The 19110-nt window shown below is 67.0% G+C and carries 17 protein-coding genes; 3 read left to right on the forward strand and 14 right to left on the reverse strand.

The annotated features are described in order from the left end of the window. Window positions 1–12 precede the first annotated feature (12 nt). The 8 genes from ABD050_RS02345 to ABD050_RS02380 all read right to left on the reverse strand — a co-directional run bounded on the left by ABD050_RS02345 (window position 13) and on the right by ABD050_RS02380 (window position 5654). Window positions 13–1212 carry a murein hydrolase activator EnvC family protein gene (locus tag ABD050_RS02345; protein WP_343887526.1) on the reverse strand — a complete coding sequence of 400 codons (1200 nt, stop codon included), beginning with the start codon at window positions 1210–1212 and terminating at the stop codon, window positions 13–15. 4 nt (window positions 1213–1216) lie between these two features. After that, window positions 1217–1639 carry a 23S rRNA (pseudouridine(1915)-N(3))-methyltransferase RlmH gene (locus ABD050_RS02350; protein WP_343887527.1) on the reverse strand — a complete coding sequence of 141 codons (423 nt, stop codon included), beginning with the start codon at window positions 1637–1639 and terminating at the stop codon, window positions 1217–1219. 3 nt (window positions 1640–1642) lie between these two features. Next, window positions 1643–2056, reverse strand: a complete 414-nt coding sequence (gene rsfS / locus ABD050_RS02355; protein WP_343887528.1) for a ribosome silencing factor — start codon at window positions 2054–2056, stop codon at window positions 1643–1645. Window positions 2057–2064: 8 nt separating this feature from the next. Beyond that, the gene (locus ABD050_RS02360; RefSeq protein WP_343887529.1) at window positions 2065–2682 is read right to left on the reverse strand and encodes a nicotinate-nucleotide adenylyltransferase; all 618 of its coding nucleotides are present in this window, start codon (window positions 2680–2682) and stop codon (window positions 2065–2067) included. Then, window positions 2679–2960 (reverse strand): type II toxin-antitoxin system RelE/ParE family toxin, encoded by a 282-nt coding sequence (locus ABD050_RS02365; protein WP_343887530.1) that lies wholly within the window; start codon window positions 2958–2960, stop codon window positions 2679–2681. Before ABD050_RS02365 ends, ABD050_RS02360 begins: the two co-directional genes overlap by 4 nt. Further along, window positions 2960–3217 (reverse strand): CopG family ribbon-helix-helix protein, encoded by a 258-nt coding sequence (locus tag ABD050_RS02370; protein WP_343887531.1) that lies wholly within the window; start codon window positions 3215–3217, stop codon window positions 2960–2962. Before ABD050_RS02370 ends, ABD050_RS02365 begins: the two co-directional genes overlap by 1 nt. Window positions 3218–3255: 38 nt before the next feature. Beyond that, a complete protein-coding gene (locus ABD050_RS02375; RefSeq protein ID WP_343887532.1) occupies window positions 3256–4290 on the reverse strand; it encodes an aldo/keto reductase in 1035 nt (344 codons plus the stop codon). Between the two features lie 98 nt (window positions 4291–4388). Beyond that, window positions 4389–5654, reverse strand: a complete 1266-nt coding sequence (locus tag ABD050_RS02380) for a glutamate-5-semialdehyde dehydrogenase (RefSeq protein WP_343887533.1) — start codon at window positions 5652–5654, stop codon at window positions 4389–4391. 77 nt (window positions 5655–5731) lie between these two features. Here ABD050_RS02380 and ABD050_RS02385 point away from each other — a divergent pair, with 77 nt between their 5' ends. After that, window positions 5732–6796 carry a DUF3667 domain-containing protein gene (locus ABD050_RS02385; RefSeq protein ID WP_343887534.1) on the forward strand — a complete coding sequence of 355 codons (1065 nt, stop codon included), beginning with the start codon at window positions 5732–5734 and terminating at the stop codon, window positions 6794–6796. Window positions 6797–6807: 11 nt separating this feature from the next. Here ABD050_RS02385 and ABD050_RS02390 read toward each other — a convergent pair whose 3' ends face one another. Then, entirely contained in the window at window positions 6808–7179 is a 372-nt protein-coding gene (locus tag ABD050_RS02390; RefSeq protein WP_343887535.1) for a hypothetical protein, read from the reverse strand. 149 nt (window positions 7180–7328) lie between these two features. On the opposite strand from ABD050_RS02390, the gene ABD050_RS02395 reads away from it, so the two are divergent. Both ABD050_RS02395 and ABD050_RS02400 read left to right on the forward strand, forming a co-directional pair. Then, window positions 7329–9026, forward strand: a complete 1698-nt coding sequence (locus ABD050_RS02395; RefSeq protein ID WP_343887536.1) for an Hsp70 family protein — start codon at window positions 7329–7331, stop codon at window positions 9024–9026. Between the two features lie 13 nt (window positions 9027–9039). Continuing rightward, complete coding sequence (locus ABD050_RS02400) at window positions 9040–11370, forward strand: hypothetical protein (RefSeq protein ID WP_343887537.1); 2331 nt, start codon at window positions 9040–9042, stop codon at window positions 11368–11370. Between the two features lie 23 nt (window positions 11371–11393). On the opposite strand, the gene ftsH is transcribed toward ABD050_RS02400, so the two are convergent. From ftsH to ptsP, 5 genes are all read right to left on the reverse strand, one after another. Beyond that, on the reverse strand, window positions 11394–13358 hold the full coding sequence (gene ftsH, locus ABD050_RS02405) for an ATP-dependent zinc metalloprotease FtsH (protein ID WP_343887538.1): 1965 nt from the start codon (window positions 13356–13358) through the stop codon (window positions 11394–11396). Between the two features lie 78 nt (window positions 13359–13436). Continuing rightward, entirely contained in the window at window positions 13437–14492 is a 1056-nt protein-coding gene (gene tilS, locus ABD050_RS02410) for a tRNA lysidine(34) synthetase TilS (protein WP_343887539.1), read from the reverse strand. A gap of 69 nt (window positions 14493–14561) precedes the next feature. Beyond that, a complete protein-coding gene (locus ABD050_RS02415; RefSeq protein ID WP_343887540.1) occupies window positions 14562–15536 on the reverse strand; it encodes a tetratricopeptide repeat protein in 975 nt (324 codons plus the stop codon). A 61-nt stretch (window positions 15537–15597) separates the two neighbouring features. Beyond that, window positions 15598–16548, reverse strand: coding sequence for a helix-turn-helix domain-containing protein (locus tag ABD050_RS02420; protein ID WP_343887541.1), 951 nt, complete (start codon window positions 16546–16548; stop codon window positions 15598–15600). A 109-nt stretch (window positions 16549–16657) separates the two neighbouring features. Further along, window positions 16658–18928 carry a phosphoenolpyruvate--protein phosphotransferase gene (ptsP, locus tag ABD050_RS02425; RefSeq protein ID WP_343887542.1) on the reverse strand — a complete coding sequence of 757 codons (2271 nt, stop codon included), beginning with the start codon at window positions 18926–18928 and terminating at the stop codon, window positions 16658–16660. Between the last annotated feature and the right edge of the window lie 182 nt (window positions 18929–19110).

The raw sequence follows: 19110 nt of genomic DNA on the forward strand, positions 1-19110 counted from the left end.
AAAGCTGAGCGGTCAGCCGAGCAAGGGCGTCATGTCGATCGGGCGATCGCGGCGGCGGAGCTCGATGGTGACATGAGGATCATCGCCGCCGCTCGCCTGGCCGATCGGCGCGCCCTGCCCGACCCGTTCGCCGACCCGGACCGACACCGCGCCGAGGCCCGAGATCAGCGAGGTCCAGCCGCCGCCGTGATCGATGATGACGATCGTGCCGTACCCGCGAAAAGGGCCGGCATAAGCGATCCGGCCGGCTGCCGGCGCGATCACCTCCGCCTCCTTCGCGCTGGCGATGGTCAGGCCGCGCGAGCGCACACCGGTATCGGAAAGCTCGCCCAGCCCGGTGACCACCCGCCCCATGACGGGAAGCCTGTAGGGCGGTGCGCTGTGCGACCAGGAGATGGTGTCGACCGGCGAGGCCACTTCGCCGGGGCGCGGCGGGCGCGGTAGTGGGCCGGGGAGCGATTCGAGCTCCTCGCGCGTCGTCGCCTGGTTGCCGAGCTGGTCCATCAGGTCGACGATGTCGCGGGCCTGTTCGCCGAGCGCGATGGCGCGATCCGATTCGAACAGGGCATCGCGGCCGAGCGCGCGCGAGCGCATGCGGTGCTCGGCCTCGAGCCGGGTGAGCGCCAGCCTTTGTGCCTCGAGCTGGGTGCGGCTGTCGGCCAGCGCCCTGGTCGCCTGGGTCGCACCGGCCTGGAGCGCGCGGGTGCGGGCGAGATCGGCGCGAACATCGGCGGTGCGGGCACGGATCACCGGCAGCGTGTTCGACAGCACCGCGCGGACATGGACGAGATCGTCGACCGAGCCGGGTTGGACCACGCTGATCATCGCCGGTCGCCTGGCGAGCGATTGAAGCGCCGCCATCAGCCGCGCGATCGGGCCCTGGCGAACCGCGAGCCGTGCGCGCTGGGCGGCAAGCAGCCGGTCGATGATCGCGATTCGGGCCTGGCCTGCCGCGATATCGGCCTCGGTCTGCTGGATCCGCGCGGCGACCGCTGCCTCCTGGGCGCGTGCCTGGAGCGCCTGGTCCTTCTCGTTGGCGGCCTCGCGTTCAAGCGCGGCGGAGCGGCGGGCGGCTGCGTCCGACTCGGCCTTTGCCGCGACGAGGCGCTGCTGCTGTTCCGACACCGGGCTCTGGGCCGAGGCCGCAGCGAAGAGGCCGCCGGCCGCGAGCGCGCCGATTGCGATTGCCCCACCAAAAGCCCGACCCCTCATCGCCTCATCCTTCGCGGTGATAGGGATGGTTGGCAAGGATGCTCGTCGCTCGCCACAATTGCTCGGCCAGCATCGCCCGGGCGAGCAGATGCGGCCAGGTCGCACGGCCGAAGGAGAGGAGGAGATCGGCATTCGCGCGCTCGGTGTCGTCGAAACCGTCAGCGGCGCCGATCAGGAAACGCGTTTCGCGAACGCCGTCGTCGCGCCACTTGCCGAGCCGGTCGGCAAAGGCGCGCGAGCCAAGCATCTCGCCGGTCTCGTCGAGCATCACGATCCGGGTCTGGCCCTCGGTCAAGGGCATCTTTCCGCCGCTGTCGGGCAGCTCGGTGAGCCGCACCGGCCAGGCGAGCCGCTTCACATAACGATCGACCAGCTCACTCTCGGGCGAGCGCCCGATCCGGCCGCGCGCGACGATATGGAGCAGCAACGCCTAGGCGTCGCGCGCGGGCGTCGGCTCGGCGGGGGCCTCGGCGGGCGGCGCATCGCCGAACGCCCACATCCGCTCGAGATTGTAGAAGCTGCGCACTTCGGGCCGGAAGAGATGGACGATCACGTCGCCCGCGTCGATCAGCACCCAGTCGGCCGTCGGCAACCCCTCGATCCGCGTGGTGCGGCCAAGCTCACCCTTGATCTTCTCGGCGAGCTTCGAGGCCATCGACGCGACCTGGCGGGTCGAGCGGCCGCTCGCGATCACCATGTGATCGGCGATGCTGCTCTTGCCGGCGAGCGGGATCGAAATGGTGTCGACTGCCTGATCGTCGTCGAGCGACGCCAGGACGAGCTGATGCAGCGCGTCGACCTCGTCGGGATCGGTCGCACGCAATACGGAGGAAGATAAGGCCAAGACGGTTCCTATGGTGAGGGTGGGGACGATATTCGCGGCAGAAAACGCCGCTGCCAGGCGGGATCGGCCATGCGAAGCCGGGTCGCAGAAGTCGGGTCGGGGCGGAAGCGCAACAGCACGAGTGCCGGCAATCTCCACTTCGTCCAGTTCTTTGCCTGGCATGCGGGCCGGATGAAGCGCCGCAACCAACCCATCGCGGGGGCCGCGCGGGCAGCCCCTTCATAGCCCGGACGGGCGACAACCGCAATCGGAACCTCTCGCGCTATGCCGCGCCAATCGCGCCACTGGTCGAACTGGGCGAGATTGTCCGCGCCCATCAGCCAGATGAAGCGCTTCTTCGGGTAGAGCCGCAGGAGCTTGGCGACGGTATCGACGGTGTAGCGCGTACCCAGTTTCAGCTCGATCGCGCTGACCCGGATTGGCGCGTGCCGCGCCATCACGCGCGCCGAGGCGAGGCGGGCGGCGACGGGCGCCATGTCGCCGCTCTTCTCCTTGAGCGGGTTGCCGGGCGAGACCAGCCACCAGACTTCATCGAGCCCAAGCGCCGCGATTGCAGCGAGGCTGATGGCGCGGTGGCCGCTATGCGCCGGGTTGAACGACCCGCCGAGGATGCCGATGCGGGTCATTCTGCCAGCCAATCGGCCGCGCCGTGCCTGACGCGGCGGATTTCGATGTCGTTGCCGCGAACCACATAGAGCAGCAGGAAGGGCGTGTGCCGCACGTTCCATTTGCGGATATCGAGATTCACGAACGGCCTGCCGATATGGGGATTGGCGAGCAATGCCGAGGCGGCGCCATCGATCCGATCGACAATCGCTTCGGCAAGATCGGGGTCGATCGCATCATAATAGTCCGCGATCGCAAAGACATCGTCGCGCGCCGGCCGCGACCAGAGAATGCGCATCAGGCGACGCGCTTCCGACCCAGTTTCCAGCTCTTGATATCGGCGATCATTTCCTCGTGAGTCAGATAGTCGCCGCGATCGATGGCATCCTCGCCCTCCTTGATGAAGGAGTGGAATTCGGTTTCTTCCTTGACGTACCGCTGGATCGCCTTGGCGACGAGCCAGGCGCGGCTGCGCTCCTGGCTCTCGGCGAGCGCGTCGAGGGATTGCAGCGTTGCCTCATCGACACGGGCGGTGATCACAGCCGTCTTGCTCATGTATCAAATGTATACATCAGATACATCGGATACAAGCATCAGCCGCGCGGCGGCTGCTTCAGTACGCCGTCGCGATAGGTGCCCTGGAGCGCCGTCATCCAGCCGGGATATTCGGGCGGCAGCTTACTGACCGCATCGAGCGTCGCCAGCTCGTCAGCGCTCAGCACCACCTTCGCCGCGGCGAGATTGTCGTCGAGCTGGTCCTTGCGCTTGGCGCCGACGATCACGCTGGTGACATGCGGCTGGTGGAGCAGCCAGGCGATCGCAATCTGCGCGACCGAGACGCCATGCGCCTTCGCGATCGGCTCAAGCGCATCGAGCACCTTGTCGCCGCGCACCTCGTCGACCGGCGGGAAGGCGCGGGTCGCGCGGCGGCCCTGCGTGTCGCCATCCCGATATTTGCCCGAGAGATAGCCACCGGCGAGCGGACTCCAGACCATCAGGCCGAGGCCTTCCGAGTTCATCATCGGCACCAGTTCGCGCTCGAGATCGCGGCCGGCGATGGTGTAATAGGATTGAACGCTCTGGAAGCGCTCCATCCCGAGCCGCTCGGCGATGCCGAGTGCCTTGGCGATCTGCCACGCAGCCCAGTTCGAAATCCCGACATAGCGGACATGGCCCTGTCGCACGAGATCGTCGAGCGCGCGGACCGTCTCCTCGATCGGCGTCGCGGCATCTAAGCCGTGGATCTGGTAGAGATCGATATGGTCGGTGCCGAGCCGGGCCAGGCTTGCCTTGATCTGGTCCATGATGTGCCCGCGCGAATTGCCGCGGCTGTTCGGCCCCTCGCCCATCGGCCCCATCACCTTGGTGGCGAGCACCACATCCTCACGCTTCAGACCCAGATTCTTGATCGCCTGACCAGTGATCTGCTCGGACACGCCTTGCGAATAGACATTGGCAGTGTCGATGAAGTTCACCCCGGCATCGACCGCGGCACGCAGCAAGGCATCTGCCTCGTCCTGCTTCACCTGACCCATATATGCGAAAAAGCCTTCGCCGCCGAAGGTCATCGTGCCGAGGCAGAGTTCGGAGACGAACAGGCCGGTGCGGCCCAGCGGGTTATAGCGCATCGCAGATTTCCCCTTGCGGCTTTCCCTCGTGACGGCCCCCGCCAGCGCGGCGGATATGCGTATCCGCGCCTTGCCTCGCAATCCCGCCCGGGAAATAATCAGGGGCGAACCTGGCCGGTGCCGCGCACGATCCACTTATAGGTCGTCAGCCCCTCCAGCGCGACGGGCCCACGCGCATGCAGCCGGCCGGTGGCGATGCCGATTTCGGCGCCAAGGCCGAATTCGCCACCGTCGGCGAATTGGGTCGAGGCGTTCCACAACACGATCGCGCTGTCGACGCTGGCGAGGAAGCGCTCGGCGACACCCTCGTCGGACGCGACGATCGCATCGGTATGATGCGATCCGTGCGCCGCGATATGCGCCATCGCGCCCTCGACACCGTCAACGATCGCGACCGAAGCGATCGCCTCGAGATATTCGGTGTCCCAATCGGCAGGGCTGGCTGCGGCTACCGCAGGGACGAGCGCCTGAACCGCCGCGTCGCCGCGAACTTCGCAACTGGTGGCCATCAGCGCCCGGACCAGCGCTTCCGGATAGGGGTAGGCGCGGTCGATCAGCAGCGTCTCCATGGCGCCGCAAATGCCGGTCCGCCGCATCTTGGCGTTGACGGTGATCGCCTCGGCCATCGTCGAATCAGCCGAGGCGTCGACATAGACATGGTTGATGCCGTCGAGATGCGCGAGCACGGGCACGCGCGCCTCGGCCTGAACCCGTGCGACGAGGCTCTTGCCGCCGCGCGGCACGACGAGGTCGATCACTCCCTCGGCGCCAAGGATCGCCCCGACCGCAGCGCGATCAGTGGTCGGAACGAGTTGCGCCGCATCGCCCGAAATCCCGCCACGCTCGAGCCCGGCGACCAAAGCCGCGTGAATCGCGCGATTGCTCTCGATCGCTTCCGATCCGCCGCGCAGGATCACCGCATTGCCCGACTTGATGCAGAGCGCGGCTGCATCAGCGGTCACATTCGGGCGGCTTTCGTAGATAATGCCGATTACCCCGATCGGTACGCGAACGCGCCGCAGGATGAGACCATTGGGGCGGCGATTCTCGTCGATCAGCTGGCCTACCGGATCGCGCAGCGTGGCGACGGTAGCGACCCCCTCCGCCATCGCGTCGATCCGCCGGGGATCGAGCCGGAGACGGTCGAGCATCGCACTCGACAAGCCCGCCGCCTCGGCACGCGCCATGTCGATAGCGTTCGCCGCGAGAATTTCCGGCGTGGCCTGGCGAATCGCTTCAGCGGCCATTTCGAGCGCCCGGCATTTGGCCGCGCTCGACAGCCCGGCGAGCGCGCGCGCGGCAGCGCGCGCCCGGCGGCCCATTTCGGCAATCAAGCCAGTGGAATCATTCTCGGCATCAGCCATGAAAATCTCGCTACCACGACCATGGCCCAGCGCCAAAGCCCTATCGCCTTATCCGCATCCAGTGATAATCGACCGCGATGAGCGGGGGAATCGAGGCAGCCGGCGATATCGCCACAGGAGCATTGATCGGGCGCGCTTTCGAGCCGCGCGCGGGGGAGGGCCATGCCGGGGGCGCGGCGCACGGCCTGTGCCTGAACTGCGGCACTGCGCTGATCGGTGACTATTGCCACGCCTGCGGCCAGACCGAGCATGTCCACCGCACGCTGAGCTCGATCGCGCATGACCTGCTTCACGGCGTCTTTCATTTCGAGGGCAAGATCTGGCGCACGCTGCCGATGCTGGTATTGCATCCCGGGGCATTGACCCGGCGCTATATCGCTGGCGAGCGCGCGCGCTTCGTGTCCCCGCTCGCGCTGTTCCTGTTCTCCGTCTTCCTGATGTTCGCGACGATCCACACCTTCGATGGCGAGCTTGAAACGCCCGAGGCAAACCCGGCGGCGCGCCAGCAGAAGATCGCGAAGATCGACACCAAGATCGCCGAGGCGACCGCCGAACTCACCAGGGCACGCGCGGCGCACGCAAAGGCCCCGACAGACGAACCCGATGGAGACTTGATCGCGGCGCAGAACACGGTCGACGCGCTCAAGGCGGCGCGGGACGACGCTGCCGGCGGCCATACGGATCTGGGGGCCGCCGGGCACGAGACCGGCTGGCCGGTGCTCGACCGGGGCATTGCCAAGGTGAGAGCCAATCCCGGCCTGGCTCTCTACAAGCTCCAGTCCAGCGCTTATAAATTCTCCTGGGCGCTGATCCCGATCTCGGTGCCGTTCGTGGCGCTGCTGTTCCTGTGGCGGCGCCGCTTTCAGCTCTACGACCATGCGATTTTCGTCACTTATTCGCTCAGCTTCATGATGCTGCTGGTGGTGGCGCTCAGTCTCGGCAGCATGGTCGGCCTGTCGGCCGGCATGATCACGCTGGCGGCGCTGCTCGCTCCACCCGTGCACATGTTCGCGCAGCTGTGCGGCGCCTATTCGCTGCGCAAGCGATCAGCCTTGTGGCGGACGATCGCGCTGATGTGGTTCGCCTTCATCGCGCTGCTTGCCTTTTCCATCCTGCTGCTCGTTCTCGGCCTGATGGAATAGAATAGGTCCGGTCAGGGGCAGGGATAGCGCTTGTCCATGAAGCTGTAGAAGGCCGCCTTCACGCTCATCGTCCGCTTCGCTGCCGGAATCGTCCTGAACGAGGCGATCAGAGTGTTCGAATCGATCTTTGCCTGGCCCTTGGGGGGCGGGCAGCTTCGCGGCTTCCGGCCGGCGGCTTGGGCGCCGTCGAGATCCGCGCGATAGGCCGTCGCCGCCGTCTTGATCTCGTCCCGAACCAGCCCGAGATCGGGCGACACCATCGCCACCATGCCTTTCGCCTGGAGCGCGGCGGCTTTCGCCAGGAATTCGTCGACCGTCATTGCCTGGGCCATCGCCGGTATTACCAGAAATGCCAGCGCGCCGGCCTTGATCATTCCCCGCATCTCACACCCCTCATGTCACGCCCCCGAGATGGCGGGCCGCCCGGTGAACCGAAAATGAACCGAATCACCGGCGAACGCCAATCCGGTGCTTCACCGCCGCGAGCCGCGCGGTTATGCGGTTGAAACTGGGCGGGGACTCGAAGCACGGCATGATCATCGGAATCGACCTTGGCACGACCAACAGCGCCGCTGCCGTCTGGAAGGATGGCGCCGCGACCCTGATCCCCAATCGTCTCGGCCAGACGCTGACGCCGTCCGCGGTGAGCATCGACGATGACGGCACCCTGCTCGTCGGGCTCGCCGCGCGAGAGCGTCAGGCAAGCCATCCGCACGCCACCGCGAGTGCCTTCAAGCGCTACATGGGCACGCGCCGGACGACCAGGCTGGGCGACCGGAATTACAGCGCCGAGGAGCTTTCGGCACTCGTGCTGCGCAGCCTGAAGGAGGATGCCGAAGCCTTTCTGGGAGAATCCGTCACCGAAGCGGTCATCACCGTTCCCGCCTATTTCAACGATCAGCAGCGCAAGGCCACTCACCGCGCCGGCGAGCTTGCCGGGCTCCGTGTCGAGCGGCTGATCAACGAACCGACCGCCGCCGCGCTGGCCTATGGCATCCACAATCTCGAGCGCGAGGCGCGCTTCTTCGTCTTCGATCTCGGCGGCGGCACGTTCGACGTCTCGATCGTGGAGATCTTCGAAGGCATCATCGAGGTCCGCGCCTCGACCGGCGACAACCAGCTGGGTGGCGAGGATTTCAACGAACTGCTCATCGGGCTGATGCGCGCCCGCTTCGCCGACGCCTGGAAGGCGTCCGAGCGTGACGACGCGCTCTATCAGAAGATCCGCGAGCAGGCCGAACGCGCCCGCCGCGACCTGACCACGGCGGCGTCGGCGACGATGCGCATGATCTGGAAGGACGAGCCCTACGAGCTCGAAGTCCAGGCCGCAGAGTTCGAAGCCCAGGCGGCGCCGCTGATCGAGCGGCTGCGCGAGCCGGTGCTCAGGGCCTTGCGCGACAGCGACCTGCGGCCCGAGGCGCTGTCCGACATCATCCTGATCGGCGGGGCGACGCGGATGCCCATCGTCCGCCGCGCGGTGGCGCGGATGTTCGGGCGGTTTCCCAACGCGACGGTCAATCCGGACGAGGCGGTGGCGCTCGGCGCAGCGGTGCAGGCGGGACTGAAGGCGCGCGATTCGGCGCTGCGCGAAGTTGTCGTCACTGATGTCTGCCCCTATTCGCTCGGCGTGAACATCAGCCGGCAATTGCCGGGCGGTGGCTTTGAGCATGGGCTCTTCTCCCCGATCCTGGAACGCAACACGGTGATCCCGGCAAGCCGGGTTCACAGCTTCGAGACGATCCAGGACAACCAGACCGAAGTGCTGTTCGGCATCTACCAGGGCGAGGCTCGGCTGGTGCGCGACAATGTCGCGATCGGCGAAACGCGGGTGAAGGTGCCCCGCGGCCCCGCCGGGCAACAGATCCAGGTACGCTTCTCCTATGATGTCAGCGGCCTGCTCGAAGTCGATATCCTGGTCGAAAAGTCAGGGCAGCGCACCAGCCTCGTCATCAACGACGATCATGTCGGCGACGAGGCCGCGATCGCCGAGCGGCGGGCCGCACTCGCAGCGCTGAAGACTCATCCCCGCGAGGACGAGCTCAACCGGGCGGCGCTCGCGCGGGGCGAGAAATGCTTCGAGAATTTCCTCGGCGACGACCGGGCGATCATCGACCATCTGATCACCCAGTTCCAGGCAGTGCTCGACGGGCAGGATCCCCGCGCCGTCGACCATGCGCGCAAGGATTTCCACGAGGCGCTCGACCGCATCGAGGGCGAACGGTTCCTGTGACCGGCCGCGCGGCGTGACCATCTGGGCGACCCTCGGGATCCCCCGCGGCAGCGATCGCGCCGCGATCAGGCGCGCCTATGCGACCAGGCTGCGCGTCACCAATCCGGAAGACGATCCCGAAGGCTTCAAGCGCCTGCGCGCCGCCTATGACGCGGCGCTGCGGCATCTCGACCATGCGGCGGCGTGGGCCGCGGCAGACGAGGATGACGGGACAATCAGCGATACGGAGAGCGACTGGCGCGAGCCGCCGAACGCTGCAACCGGCGATCCGCACGGGCAAGCGCCCCCTGAGGAGCCTGAAATCGCCGCGGCGATGGCGGCGCGTGAGGCCGAGATCGACGCATTGCGCGCTGCCATGGCTGATCTCGAAGCCGGCCTGCGCGGCCCCTGGCGGCCGACCGACGCAGTGCTCGAGGAACGGCTCAACGCGATCCTGCGCGCGCCGGCGCTCGGCGAAATCCGCATCCGCACCGATAATGAGCCGTGGCTCGCCGCCCTGCTCGCCTCGACCATCCCGCATAGCGATGCAGTGCTGCTGCAATCGATTCAGGCGTTCGGATGGGGCAAGGCAGACCGCTGGCGCAGTGTCGACCCGGCGATCACCATGGTGCTCGACCGGCTCGACGAATGGCGGCTGATCGAAAGCCTCAATCGCCCGGGCCATGCCCATCATGCCGCATGGCGATCGCTGACCCGCGCGCCCGGCCCCTGGTGGTCGTGGCGGATCCAGGCCTTCCGCCCGGGCATGATCGGCGGCATCGAGATTTTTCTCGGCATCCGCGGCGAAGTCGCGCCCGGCCTGCATTATTCCTACAAGAAAGAGTCGGTGGAGCGCTGGCGGCGTTTCCTCGCCAAGCCGCGGATGACGCTCGGCATCCTGGCGCTGATGCCACTCGTCTTTCTGGCTCAGCTCTGGCTCGGCTCGATCATGTACGGCAGCGGCGTGGCCCCTTCGTCCGCAGTGATCGCCGGCGCCGCCGTGATTGGCTTCGCGACCCCCTTTGCCGCGCTTCACCTCCTCGCCCGCTGGCGGCAGCGCTTTCAGGAACGCGCTGGCCGGGCGCGCTGGCTGACCGAAGGTTGGCTCGCCGCCTTCGTCCTGCTCGCTTTCGCCACCATGGCGCTGCCGCCGCCTTATTGGCCGACCTTCATCGTGCTTCCGGCGATCGGGATCGCGATCTGGTCCTATATCGTCGTTCCCCCCGCCGAGCCGGGATCGCTCAATCTCGGGGGCGCCGCCATTTTCTGCGCTGGCGGGCTCGGTCTCATGCTCGTCTTCGCTCATTTCGATCCCGCTGAGCTCTTTGCGCTGGCCGTCATTGCCTGCCTGCTCGCCTATCTCCGGCTGGCCCTATTGTCGGCCGTCCGCGTGACGCTTGGCCGACTGCTCGGGCAGCACCGCGAATGGTTCATCCTCGGTGGAACGGCCGCGGGATTGGCCCTCGCCCTTGCCGCCTTGCAATTGCGCGCGGCGTGGCACCCGGCTCCCCCGGTCTATCTGTTCGCCCTCGCCGCCGCGGGCTTGCTGCCGCTCGTCGGTGCGCTTCCCGGCGGGGTCGAAGGGCCGTCACGCGTCATCGCGCGCGCCGCATTGCTGTTCGCCTTCCTGGCCTCGCTCGGCGCGTCAGTGCCGCCGGACCGCGCCGCCGACCCGGCGACCTCGCCCGTCGTGAGGGCGCTCAGCGACGACGCCCGGGCCGATATGGCAATGGCAGCGCTGGAACGGCGCCAGCCCGGCTTCGCCCAGCTGCGTGGAGGCAACCCGGCCCTTTATGCTGACATCCGGGACGTCTTGAAGCGCGTCGCCACCGGCGGCACCAGGCGTGACGAGGCCGATCGCGAGATCGCCAGCCTGATCGACCACGCCTATGCCGCCATGCTGCCCAGGGCCGACACGACCCTGCTGATCGAAGGGCTGCGCATCCGCCTCGAACGCCTCCAGTCCCTGCGCACAACGGCGCCGGCCGTCTGCGCTTCAGGCGATTCAGGAGGAAACGAGCCGGCGATGTCCGAAGAGCTCAGCGCTCGTAAGAGGCGGGAGATCTTCGGTGTGGTCTCGAGCCCGCCGGAAGCGCACCCCGTCGGTCGGATCATCAGCGGCGCCGAGGTGGCGGCGCGCGCGGCCGCCGCCGAGCATGTCGACCTGGCGACGCTCCTGAACCGGCTTGAGGGCCACAAGGGAGTCGATGTGGCGTGCGCAGCCCGCATTGCCGTCACCCAGGCCCTGCTCGACAGCGACAGCCAGGACGATATCGCCGCGACGCTCCGCGACCAGTATCGCCGGAAGCGGCCCGCGAGGCCTGCGCCCCGCGGCGTCGAGAACCGAGCCAACCGCCAGGTCTAACCCCGGCCGGTTGGCCCAGGGCCTCAGGCCCCCTGCGGCGCCGGGCTGCCGAAGGGACCCTTGGGGCGTCGCGTCTTGGGAATCGAGGTGCCACCGGCCGGGACTGAGGGACCCTTCATGTCGCTGTCGATCCGACCGATATCCTGGCCCGAGGCCAGCCGCTTGATCTCGTCCCCGGTCAGCGTCTCATATTCGAGCAACGCGCCGGCGATGAGATGAAGCTGGTCGATATGCTTGGTCAGCACCTCGGTGGCGCGCGCCAGGCCGCCATCGACCAGCGCGCGGATTTCGCTGTCGATCATCAGCGCCGTCTCATTCGACATATTGTGGCGCTGAGTCTGCGAATAGCCGAGAAAGGTCTCGCCCTGCTGCTCTTCATATTGCAGCGGCCCGAGCTTGTCCGACATGCCCCATTGCATCACCATCGCGCGGGCGAGCTTGGTCGCCTGCTTGATGTCGCCGGACGCGCCCGACGAGACCTTGTCATAGCCAAAGATCAGCTGCTCGGCGACGCGGCCGCCCATCACCGTGGCGAGATCCGCATACATCTTGTCGCGATGATAGGAGTAGCTGTCGCGCTCCGGCAAGCTGACGACCATGCCGAGCGCGCCGCCGCGCGGGATGATCGTCGCCTTGTGAATCGGGTCTGACGCCGGCTCATGAATACGGACAAGGGCGTGCCCGGCTTCATGATAGGCGGTCATGCGCTTTTCGTCGTCGGTCATCACCAGTGATTTCCACTCGGTGCCCATGATCACCCGGTCCTTGGCGGTCTCGAACTGGGCCATCGCGACCAGGCGCTTGCCGAGACGCGCCGCCATCAGCGCCGCCTCGTTCACGAGATTGGCGAGATCGGCACCCGACATGCCCGGCGTGCCGCGCGCGATGGTGCGCGCGTCGACATCGGGCGCGATCGGCACCTTCTTCATATGGACTTCGATGATCTTCACCCGGCCCTCGATATCGGGCAGCGGAACGGTCACGCGCCGGTCGAACCGGCCCGGCCGCAGCAAGGCGGGGTCGAGCACGTCGGGGCGGTTGGTCGCGGCGATGATGATGATGCCTTCGTTCGCCTCGAAGCCGTCCATCTCGACGAGCAGCTGGTTGAGCGTCTGCTCGCGCTCGTCATTGCCGTTGCCGAGGCCGGCGCCGCGATGGCGGCCGACTGCGTCGATCTCGTCGATGAAGACGATGCACGGCGCCGATTTCTTGGCCTGTTCGAACATGTCGCGCACGCGGCTCGCGCCGACGCCGACGAACATCTCGACGAAGTCGGAGCCCGAGATGGTGAAGAAGGGCACGCCCGCCTCACCCGCGATCGCGCGGGCGAGCAGCGTCTTGCCGGTCCCGGGCGAGCCGACCAGCAGCGCGCCCTTGGGGATCTTGCCGCCGAGCCGGGCGAATTTGGTCGGGTCCTTCAGGAACTCGACGATCTCCTGCAATTCCTCGCGCGCCTCGTCGATGCCGGCGACATCGTCGAAGGTCACCTTGCCTTCGCGCTGGGTCAGCATCTTCGCCCGGCTCTTGCCGAAGCCCATCGCGCCCGAGCCCGAATTTTTCTGCATCTGGCGCAGGATGAAGAAAGCGAGGCCGAGCATCAGCAGGAAGGGCAGCGACTGCATCAGCAGATATTGCCAGATCGGCGGGCCGTCCTCGGGCTTGGCGGTAATCACCACGCCGTTCTTGCGGAGCGACGGCGTCAGTTCGGGATCCTGCACCATCGCATAGGTGCGGAACTTGCTGCCGTCCTTGAGGGTACCGGAGATCACCTCGCCGGCGACGTTGACGTCCCGGACATTCCCGGCCTCGACCTTGTCGAGGAAGGCTGAATAGGCGATCGTGCTGGTCGCGGCCGGCTGCGCCGGGCCGTTGAAAATCGTCACGAACACCGCCAGCGCGAGGAAAATGCCGACCCAGATCAGCAGGTTCTTCATCCAGGGGTTGCTGCCCCCATTGTCGGGGCCCTGCTGCTTGTCATTGTCGTTCATGGGTATCCGGTACCTTTCACCCCCCAAGATAGGCGGTGCTATCTTAATGGCAATGGAACAAACGGCGCATATCGTTGATCAGTGTGATCGCCGCGGCGGCGCCTCGCGGAAATGCCAGACATCGCCCTTCGCCGAGGCCATGATGCCGGCCTGGGTCGCGGCCTTCCCAGCCTCGAGCGAATCCAGCAGTGATTCGATATTGGCTGCATTGGACCAGCCGCTGGTCATGCCGAGCTTCAGGACCAGATGGTCCATCGCCATGCGCGCCAGATAACGCCGCAGTGCCCGCGGCAGGCCCGCGACATCCAGCCTGGCTTCGAAATGTCCCGACGGGAGCGCGCGCTCCTTCCAGAGCCATTGGCTGATCGTGCGCAAATCTGCATCAGCCTCCGCCAGATAGGCGGCGGACCGCCCGATCTGGACTGGATCGATCCAGGCCGCCTCCGCCAGCAGTCGGCGGAATCGCGTTCGGTCGAAGCGATCGTCGGTGTTGCTCGGATCGTCCACGAACGGGACACCAGCGGCAACCGCTACCTCAACCAGTTCGTGATGCCGCCAGGCCAATAAGGGTCTGACCAGCGCCAGGGGTGACGGCGAAAGCCACAGCCCAGCCGCTTCGGTCGAGCCTTCGAATCGGGAGGGAATGGTGACGTCGATATCCTGCCTTCGACGCACCGCCGCGAGGCCGGACAGGCCCGATCCCCGGGCGGCGCGCATCAGGAATGTCTCGGCCTGGTCATCGGCATGGTGCGCGGTCGCGAGCGAAGCGGCGCCCGATTCGATCGCCCAGCGCTGCAACAGCGCATAACGTTCCTGTCGTGCCCAGGACTGGATATTGTCGCGCGCCTCAGGCGGCGACGCGATGCGCAGCGTGGCGTGCCGGACGTCGCCGTCAGCGCAATAACGCGCCACCATCCCCGCTTCGTCAGCCGATTCGGCGCGCAAGCCGTGATCCACCGTCGCGGCAACCACCTTTCCCGGGAAAGCGGCGATAGCGAGCGCGAGCATCGCCATGCTGTCTGGTCCGCCCGACACGGCAAGCGCAATCCGCTCGCCGGCCCCGGGAACATGCCCGAGCACTGCCTCGAAATCGCGTCGGAACCGCTCGATCGACCCGGTGTCGGGTGCGCCCATGCGCCCCGGCCTAGCCGGCGTCCGGCCCGTGTCGGAATGAACCGGCCCGGATCACGTGCCCGATTCCCGTCACTTGCACTGCGCCTGGGCGCGCCCGCGGACGATTTCGGCCTTCATCGCCTCGCTGATCTTCGCGCTATAAACCTGATCGAGCACGCCATAGACCTCACAAGCCTTGGCCGGCTTGTCGATCTTGATCAGCGTCTGCGCGAGATAGGACAGGCTGTCGGGCGCGCGGTCGCCATCGGGCATCTTGTGGAAATTGTCGTAGAAGGACTGCATCGCCGCCCGCACATTGCCTTCCTCGAGATAGGAGCGCCCGAGCAGATTCTGCGCATAGCTTGCCCGCTTGTGGGTTGGATAGGTCGCGACGACCTTCTGGAATACCGCCTCGGCCTCGGGATAGAGCTTCGCCTGCCACAGCCGGTAGCCGTAGAGATAGCTGTCCTCGGCGGGATCGTCAGTGACCGGCGGCTTCTCGACCGCGGCAACCTTCTTCGCCCGCAACGGATCCTTGGCGGCGGACGCCGACGGCTTGGCGGCGGGCGTAACCGGCTTCGTGATGGGCGCGGCCGGCTTGACGGACGGGCGGGTAGCGGGCGGCATCGACACGGCCGATTCCGGCTCGGCCGCACCCGATGTCGCACTCGCCTGGGACGCTGATTCCTCGATCAGCTTCAACCGCGCGTCGGTCGTCCGCTTATAGGCGCTGAATCCGTCTTCGAGTTGCTGAACCCGGTGCTGGGTCGTCTCGATCTGCCCGGTCATGACGGTAATCTGCGATTCGAGTGCGCTCACGCGCGCTTCGAGATCAGTGACCGGGCTGCTCGCCGGGCTGCCCGGGAGCGTGGTGTTTGCCTCGGGCGGGGAGATGTCGGGCTGGACATATTGGCCGCTGCCGCCCGGAAAGACCTTGCGCTGCACGGCGCGCATCTCGCTTTCGAGCCGGTCGACCCGGCCGGCAATGGCTGACTGGGCGTGCGCGACACCTGGGGCGAGGCCGATCCCCGCCAACATTGTCGCCATCATCAGATAGTTGCGCATAAACACCCCCCGGTGCGGTGAACGTCCGGATATAAAGACAGCATTCATTCTATCGCCCACCTCAAGGAGCCGGCGTGGCGGAAGCGGTCGGCGCCGCCGCGGCAGGCGGCGTCACTGGCGGGGTCGCGGTCGTGGCCGGCGTGCTTTCACTGCGCGGGCGCGACGCGGCCGGCTTTCGCTGAGTCGCACGCTGCGGGGGTGCTGATGTGGCGGTCGCGGCCGGCACCGGCTGCGGTGCGCCGCTTGCCCGGGCCACGAGCGCCGCGGCGCTGATCCCGACATCCTGGATCGCCCGCGCGCCGTCGCCGAGCGGCGGCACGGCAGTGCCGTTGACCAGGATCTGCAGCTTGTCGGGCCGGCCGACATTGATCATCGGGCCATTGGCATCGGCGGGAACCTCGTAGCGGTCTCCCGGCTTCAAGGTGTTCTGGTAAAGCGTCTTGCCGGTCGCATCATAGATACGCATCCAGACCTCGTCCGTGGCGATGATCGACACCTGGCCGGCAGCTGCCGGGGCCGGTGAAGCAGCCGTCGGCGCTGCCTGGGGCACTTGCGCCGTCTCGGCGGCCGGTGCCGCGGGCGCCGAATCCCCGGCGCGGAACCAGGTCGTGCCGTACCAGAGGCCGACCGCGATCAGCAGCACCAGCGCGATGCCGAAGCCGGCAAAGGCAAGGCCACGCGTCGGGATGCGCGACGAATCAGTGACTTCGAACGACTCATACTCGGTGTGCCGGATTGCGACGTCGTTCTGGCTGCGCACATCGCGCGCGATCGCCACTTCGTCGGCGCCGACCGCTCGCGCATAGGCCTTGGCGAAGCCGACCGAGTAGGTGATCGACGGAAGAGCGGCGAAGTTCGACGCCTCGATCGCTTCGAGCTGGCGAACCGGGATGCGCGTGCGCGCTGCGATCTCGGTCAGGGACAGGCCCTGGGCCTCGCGCGCCTCTCGCAATCGTTCGCCGGCAGTCTTGGGGAACAATGTTGCTTCCTCGCCGGGATCGGTATCGGTCAATTCTCGTCTCCGGCAGGAAGGTTGCGGCCCGTTATAGTCCTGCGTTGGCAGCGTGTCTCACAAAGCGTCGCGGCGGTGTCAACGGCCTCCGGCCCCGCCCGTCACGCGATCATGCCAGTTCGACCCCGCTTTGCGTCGCCCAGGCCTGCAGCGCACCGCGCATATCGCGCGGCGGGGCGGCGAGCAGCGCTTCCATATGCGCCATCAGCGCGGTCCGATCGAGCGAGCGGACCATTGCCTTGATCGGGCCGACCGCCGCCGGGGTGATCGACAGCCGGTCGATGCCGAGGCCGATCAGCGCCATTGCCTCGAGCGGCCGGCCGCCCATCTCCCCGCACACGGCAAGTTGCACCCCGGCCGCGCGGGTCGGCGCCACGAGGCGGCGCAGGAAGCGCAGGATCGCAGCGCTCAGCCAGTCGTAGCGCTCGGCGAGCCTTGGATTGGCGCGATCGGCGGCGAACAGGAACTGGGTCAGGTCATTGGTGCCGACCGACAGGAAATCGATATGCGGCAGCAGCAGGTCGAGCTGTTCGGCAAGCGCCGGCACCTCGAGCATCGCACCGTAGCGGATCTCCGCCGGCAGCTTGCGTCCGCGCGCCTCCATCCACTCGCGCTGCGCCTCGAACAGGGCGCGCGCCTCGTCGAACTCCCAGGGTTCGGAGACCATCGGGAACATCACGTTGAGCGTGCGTCCGGCAGCGGCATCGAGCAACGCACGCGCCTGGACCTTCATCAGCCCCCCGCGATCGAGCGCGAGCCGGAGCGCTCGCCAGCCCATCGCCGGATTCTCCTCGTCGGCGTCTTCCTTGTTGAGATAGGGCAAGGCCTTGTCGCCGCCGATATCGACGGTGCGGAAGATGACCGGGCGGTCGCCTGCTGCATCGAGCACGTCCCGATAGAGCTTCTGCTGGCGCTCGCGCGACGGCAGGGTCGAGGAGATCAGGAACTGGAATTCGGTACGGAACAGCCCGATACCGTCGGCCCCGGTCACGTCGAGCGCTGCGACATCGTCGCGCAGGCCCGCATTGACCATCACCGTCAGCCGGTGGCCGTCCTTCGTGACCGGCGCCTCGCTCTTGAGCGCGGCGAAAGCGGCGCGGCGTTGCTGCCGAAGCTCGAGCTTGGTCTCGAAGGCCTCCTCCATCGACGAGGACGGGCGCGCGAAGACATTGCCCGCCGTAACGTCGAGCAGCAGCAGATCGCCTTCGCCGATCAGCCGTCGCACGCCCTTGACCCGCCCAAGCACCGGCACGCCCATCGCCCGCGCGACGATCGTCACATGCGCGGTGAGCGATCCTTCCTCGAGGATCACGCCCTTCAACCGGCGGCGATCATATTCGAGCAGCTCTGCGGGTCCGAGATTGCGCGCGATCAGGATCGTGTCCTGCCTGAGGCCCAATTGCGCGGCAGTGCCCATCTGGCCCGAGACGATGCGGAGCAGGCGATTGGAGAGATCCTCCAGATCGTGCATCCGGTCAGCGAGCAGGGGATCGTCGATCTGGCGCATGCGAGTGCGGGTGCGCTGCTGGACGCGTTCGATCGCCGCCTCGGCGGTCAGGCCTGAATCGATCGCCTCGTTGATCCGGCGCGCCCAGCCCTCGTCATAGGCGAACATCTTGTAGGTCTCGAGCACCTCCTCATGCTCGCCGCCGACGCCGAATTCGGCCTGGGCGGAGATGCGCTCGATCTGCTCGCGCATCTTGTCGAACGCCGCATAGACCCGGTGCCGCTCGGCCTCGACGTCCTCCGCGACCGTATGCTCGATGGTGACGCGCGGCTGGTGGAACACGGCGTAACCGCTCGCCATGCCGTCGACGAGCTTCAGACCCTGGATCCGCATGGCGGCGGTCGATTGCGGCCGTGCCGCCGCGGCGCCCCCCGCATCGGCGAGATCGGCATTGGCGATCAGCTCGCTGAGCACCATGGCCACGGTCTGCAGCGCCTCGATCTCGACATCGTCATATTTGTGCGGATCGGCATGCTGGACGCAGAGCACCCCGACCGCCCGCTCGCGGCGGATGATCGGCACGCCGGCGAAGCTGTGGAACTTCTCCTCACCGGTTTCAGGCTTGTAGGCGAAATCGGGATGGCTCGCCGCCTCGTCGAGATTGAGCGTCTCGACATCCTCGGCGATCTTGCCGACCAACCCCTCGCCGAGCGCGAGCTTGGTGACGTGGACCGCCTCCTGGGCAAGGCCGCGGGTCGCGTAGAGCTCGAGCACGCCGTCGCGCAGAAGGTAGATCGAGCAGACCTCGCTGTGCATCGCCTCGCCGACGATCTGCACCACTGAATTGAGCTTCGCCTGCGGCAAGGTGCGCGACGCCATCACGTCGTGAAGGCGAACGAGGATTTCCCGGGCGGAGGCGGCGGCGCTTGGCATAGCCCGGCGCTATCAGATTGTTACGGGCGGAGCCATAATGCGGCGCAACAAGAAAAACCGTTATTGGGTGAAGGTGGAGGATACCGCCAGACCATGTCGTCACCCCGGAGGTGTGCCCACTGCTGTCCGGGATTTTTCATGCTGTGCCTAGATTGAGGGCGAGTTGGGGAGATGGAGGTAGC

The sequence above is a fragment of the Sphingomonas oligophenolica genome (assembly GCF_039522915.1).
Taxonomy (GTDB): domain Bacteria; phylum Pseudomonadota; class Alphaproteobacteria; order Sphingomonadales; family Sphingomonadaceae; genus Sphingomonas; species Sphingomonas oligophenolica.

Coding starts and splice junctions, on each gene's coding strand:
- ABD050_RS02345 (WP_343887526.1), bottom strand. CDS start 1,212: ATGAGGGGTCGGGCTTTTGGTGGGGCAATCGCAATCGGCGCGCTCGCG.
- ABD050_RS02360 (WP_343887529.1), bottom strand. CDS start 2,682: ATGACCCGCATCGGCATCCTCGGCGGGTCGTTCAACCCGGCGCATAGC.
- ABD050_RS02395 (WP_343887536.1), top strand. CDS start 7,329: ATGATCATCGGAATCGACCTTGGCACGACCAACAGCGCCGCTGCCGTC.
- ABD050_RS02375 (WP_343887532.1), bottom strand. CDS start 4,290: ATGCGCTATAACCCGCTGGGCCGCACCGGCCTGTTCGTCTCCGAACTC.
- ptsP (WP_343887542.1), bottom strand. CDS start 18,928: ATGCCAAGCGCCGCCGCCTCCGCCCGGGAAATCCTCGTTCGCCTTCAC.
- ABD050_RS02385 (WP_343887534.1), top strand. CDS start 5,732: ATGAGCGGGGGAATCGAGGCAGCCGGCGATATCGCCACAGGAGCATTG.
- ABD050_RS02380 (WP_343887533.1), bottom strand. CDS start 5,654: ATGGCTGATGCCGAGAATGATTCCACTGGCTTGATTGCCGAAATGGGC.
- ABD050_RS02415 (WP_343887540.1), bottom strand. CDS start 15,536: ATGCGCAACTATCTGATGATGGCGACAATGTTGGCGGGGATCGGCCTC.
- ABD050_RS02365 (WP_343887530.1), bottom strand. CDS start 2,960: ATGCGCATTCTCTGGTCGCGGCCGGCGCGCGACGATGTCTTTGCGATC.
- ftsH (WP_343887538.1), bottom strand. CDS start 13,358: ATGAACGACAATGACAAGCAGCAGGGCCCCGACAATGGGGGCAGCAAC.
- ABD050_RS02390 (WP_343887535.1), bottom strand. CDS start 7,179: ATGCGGGGAATGATCAAGGCCGGCGCGCTGGCATTTCTGGTAATACCG.
- ABD050_RS02370 (WP_343887531.1), bottom strand. CDS start 3,217: ATGAGCAAGACGGCTGTGATCACCGCCCGTGTCGATGAGGCAACGCTG.
- tilS (WP_343887539.1), bottom strand. CDS start 14,492: ATGGGCGCACCCGACACCGGGTCGATCGAGCGGTTCCGACGCGATTTC.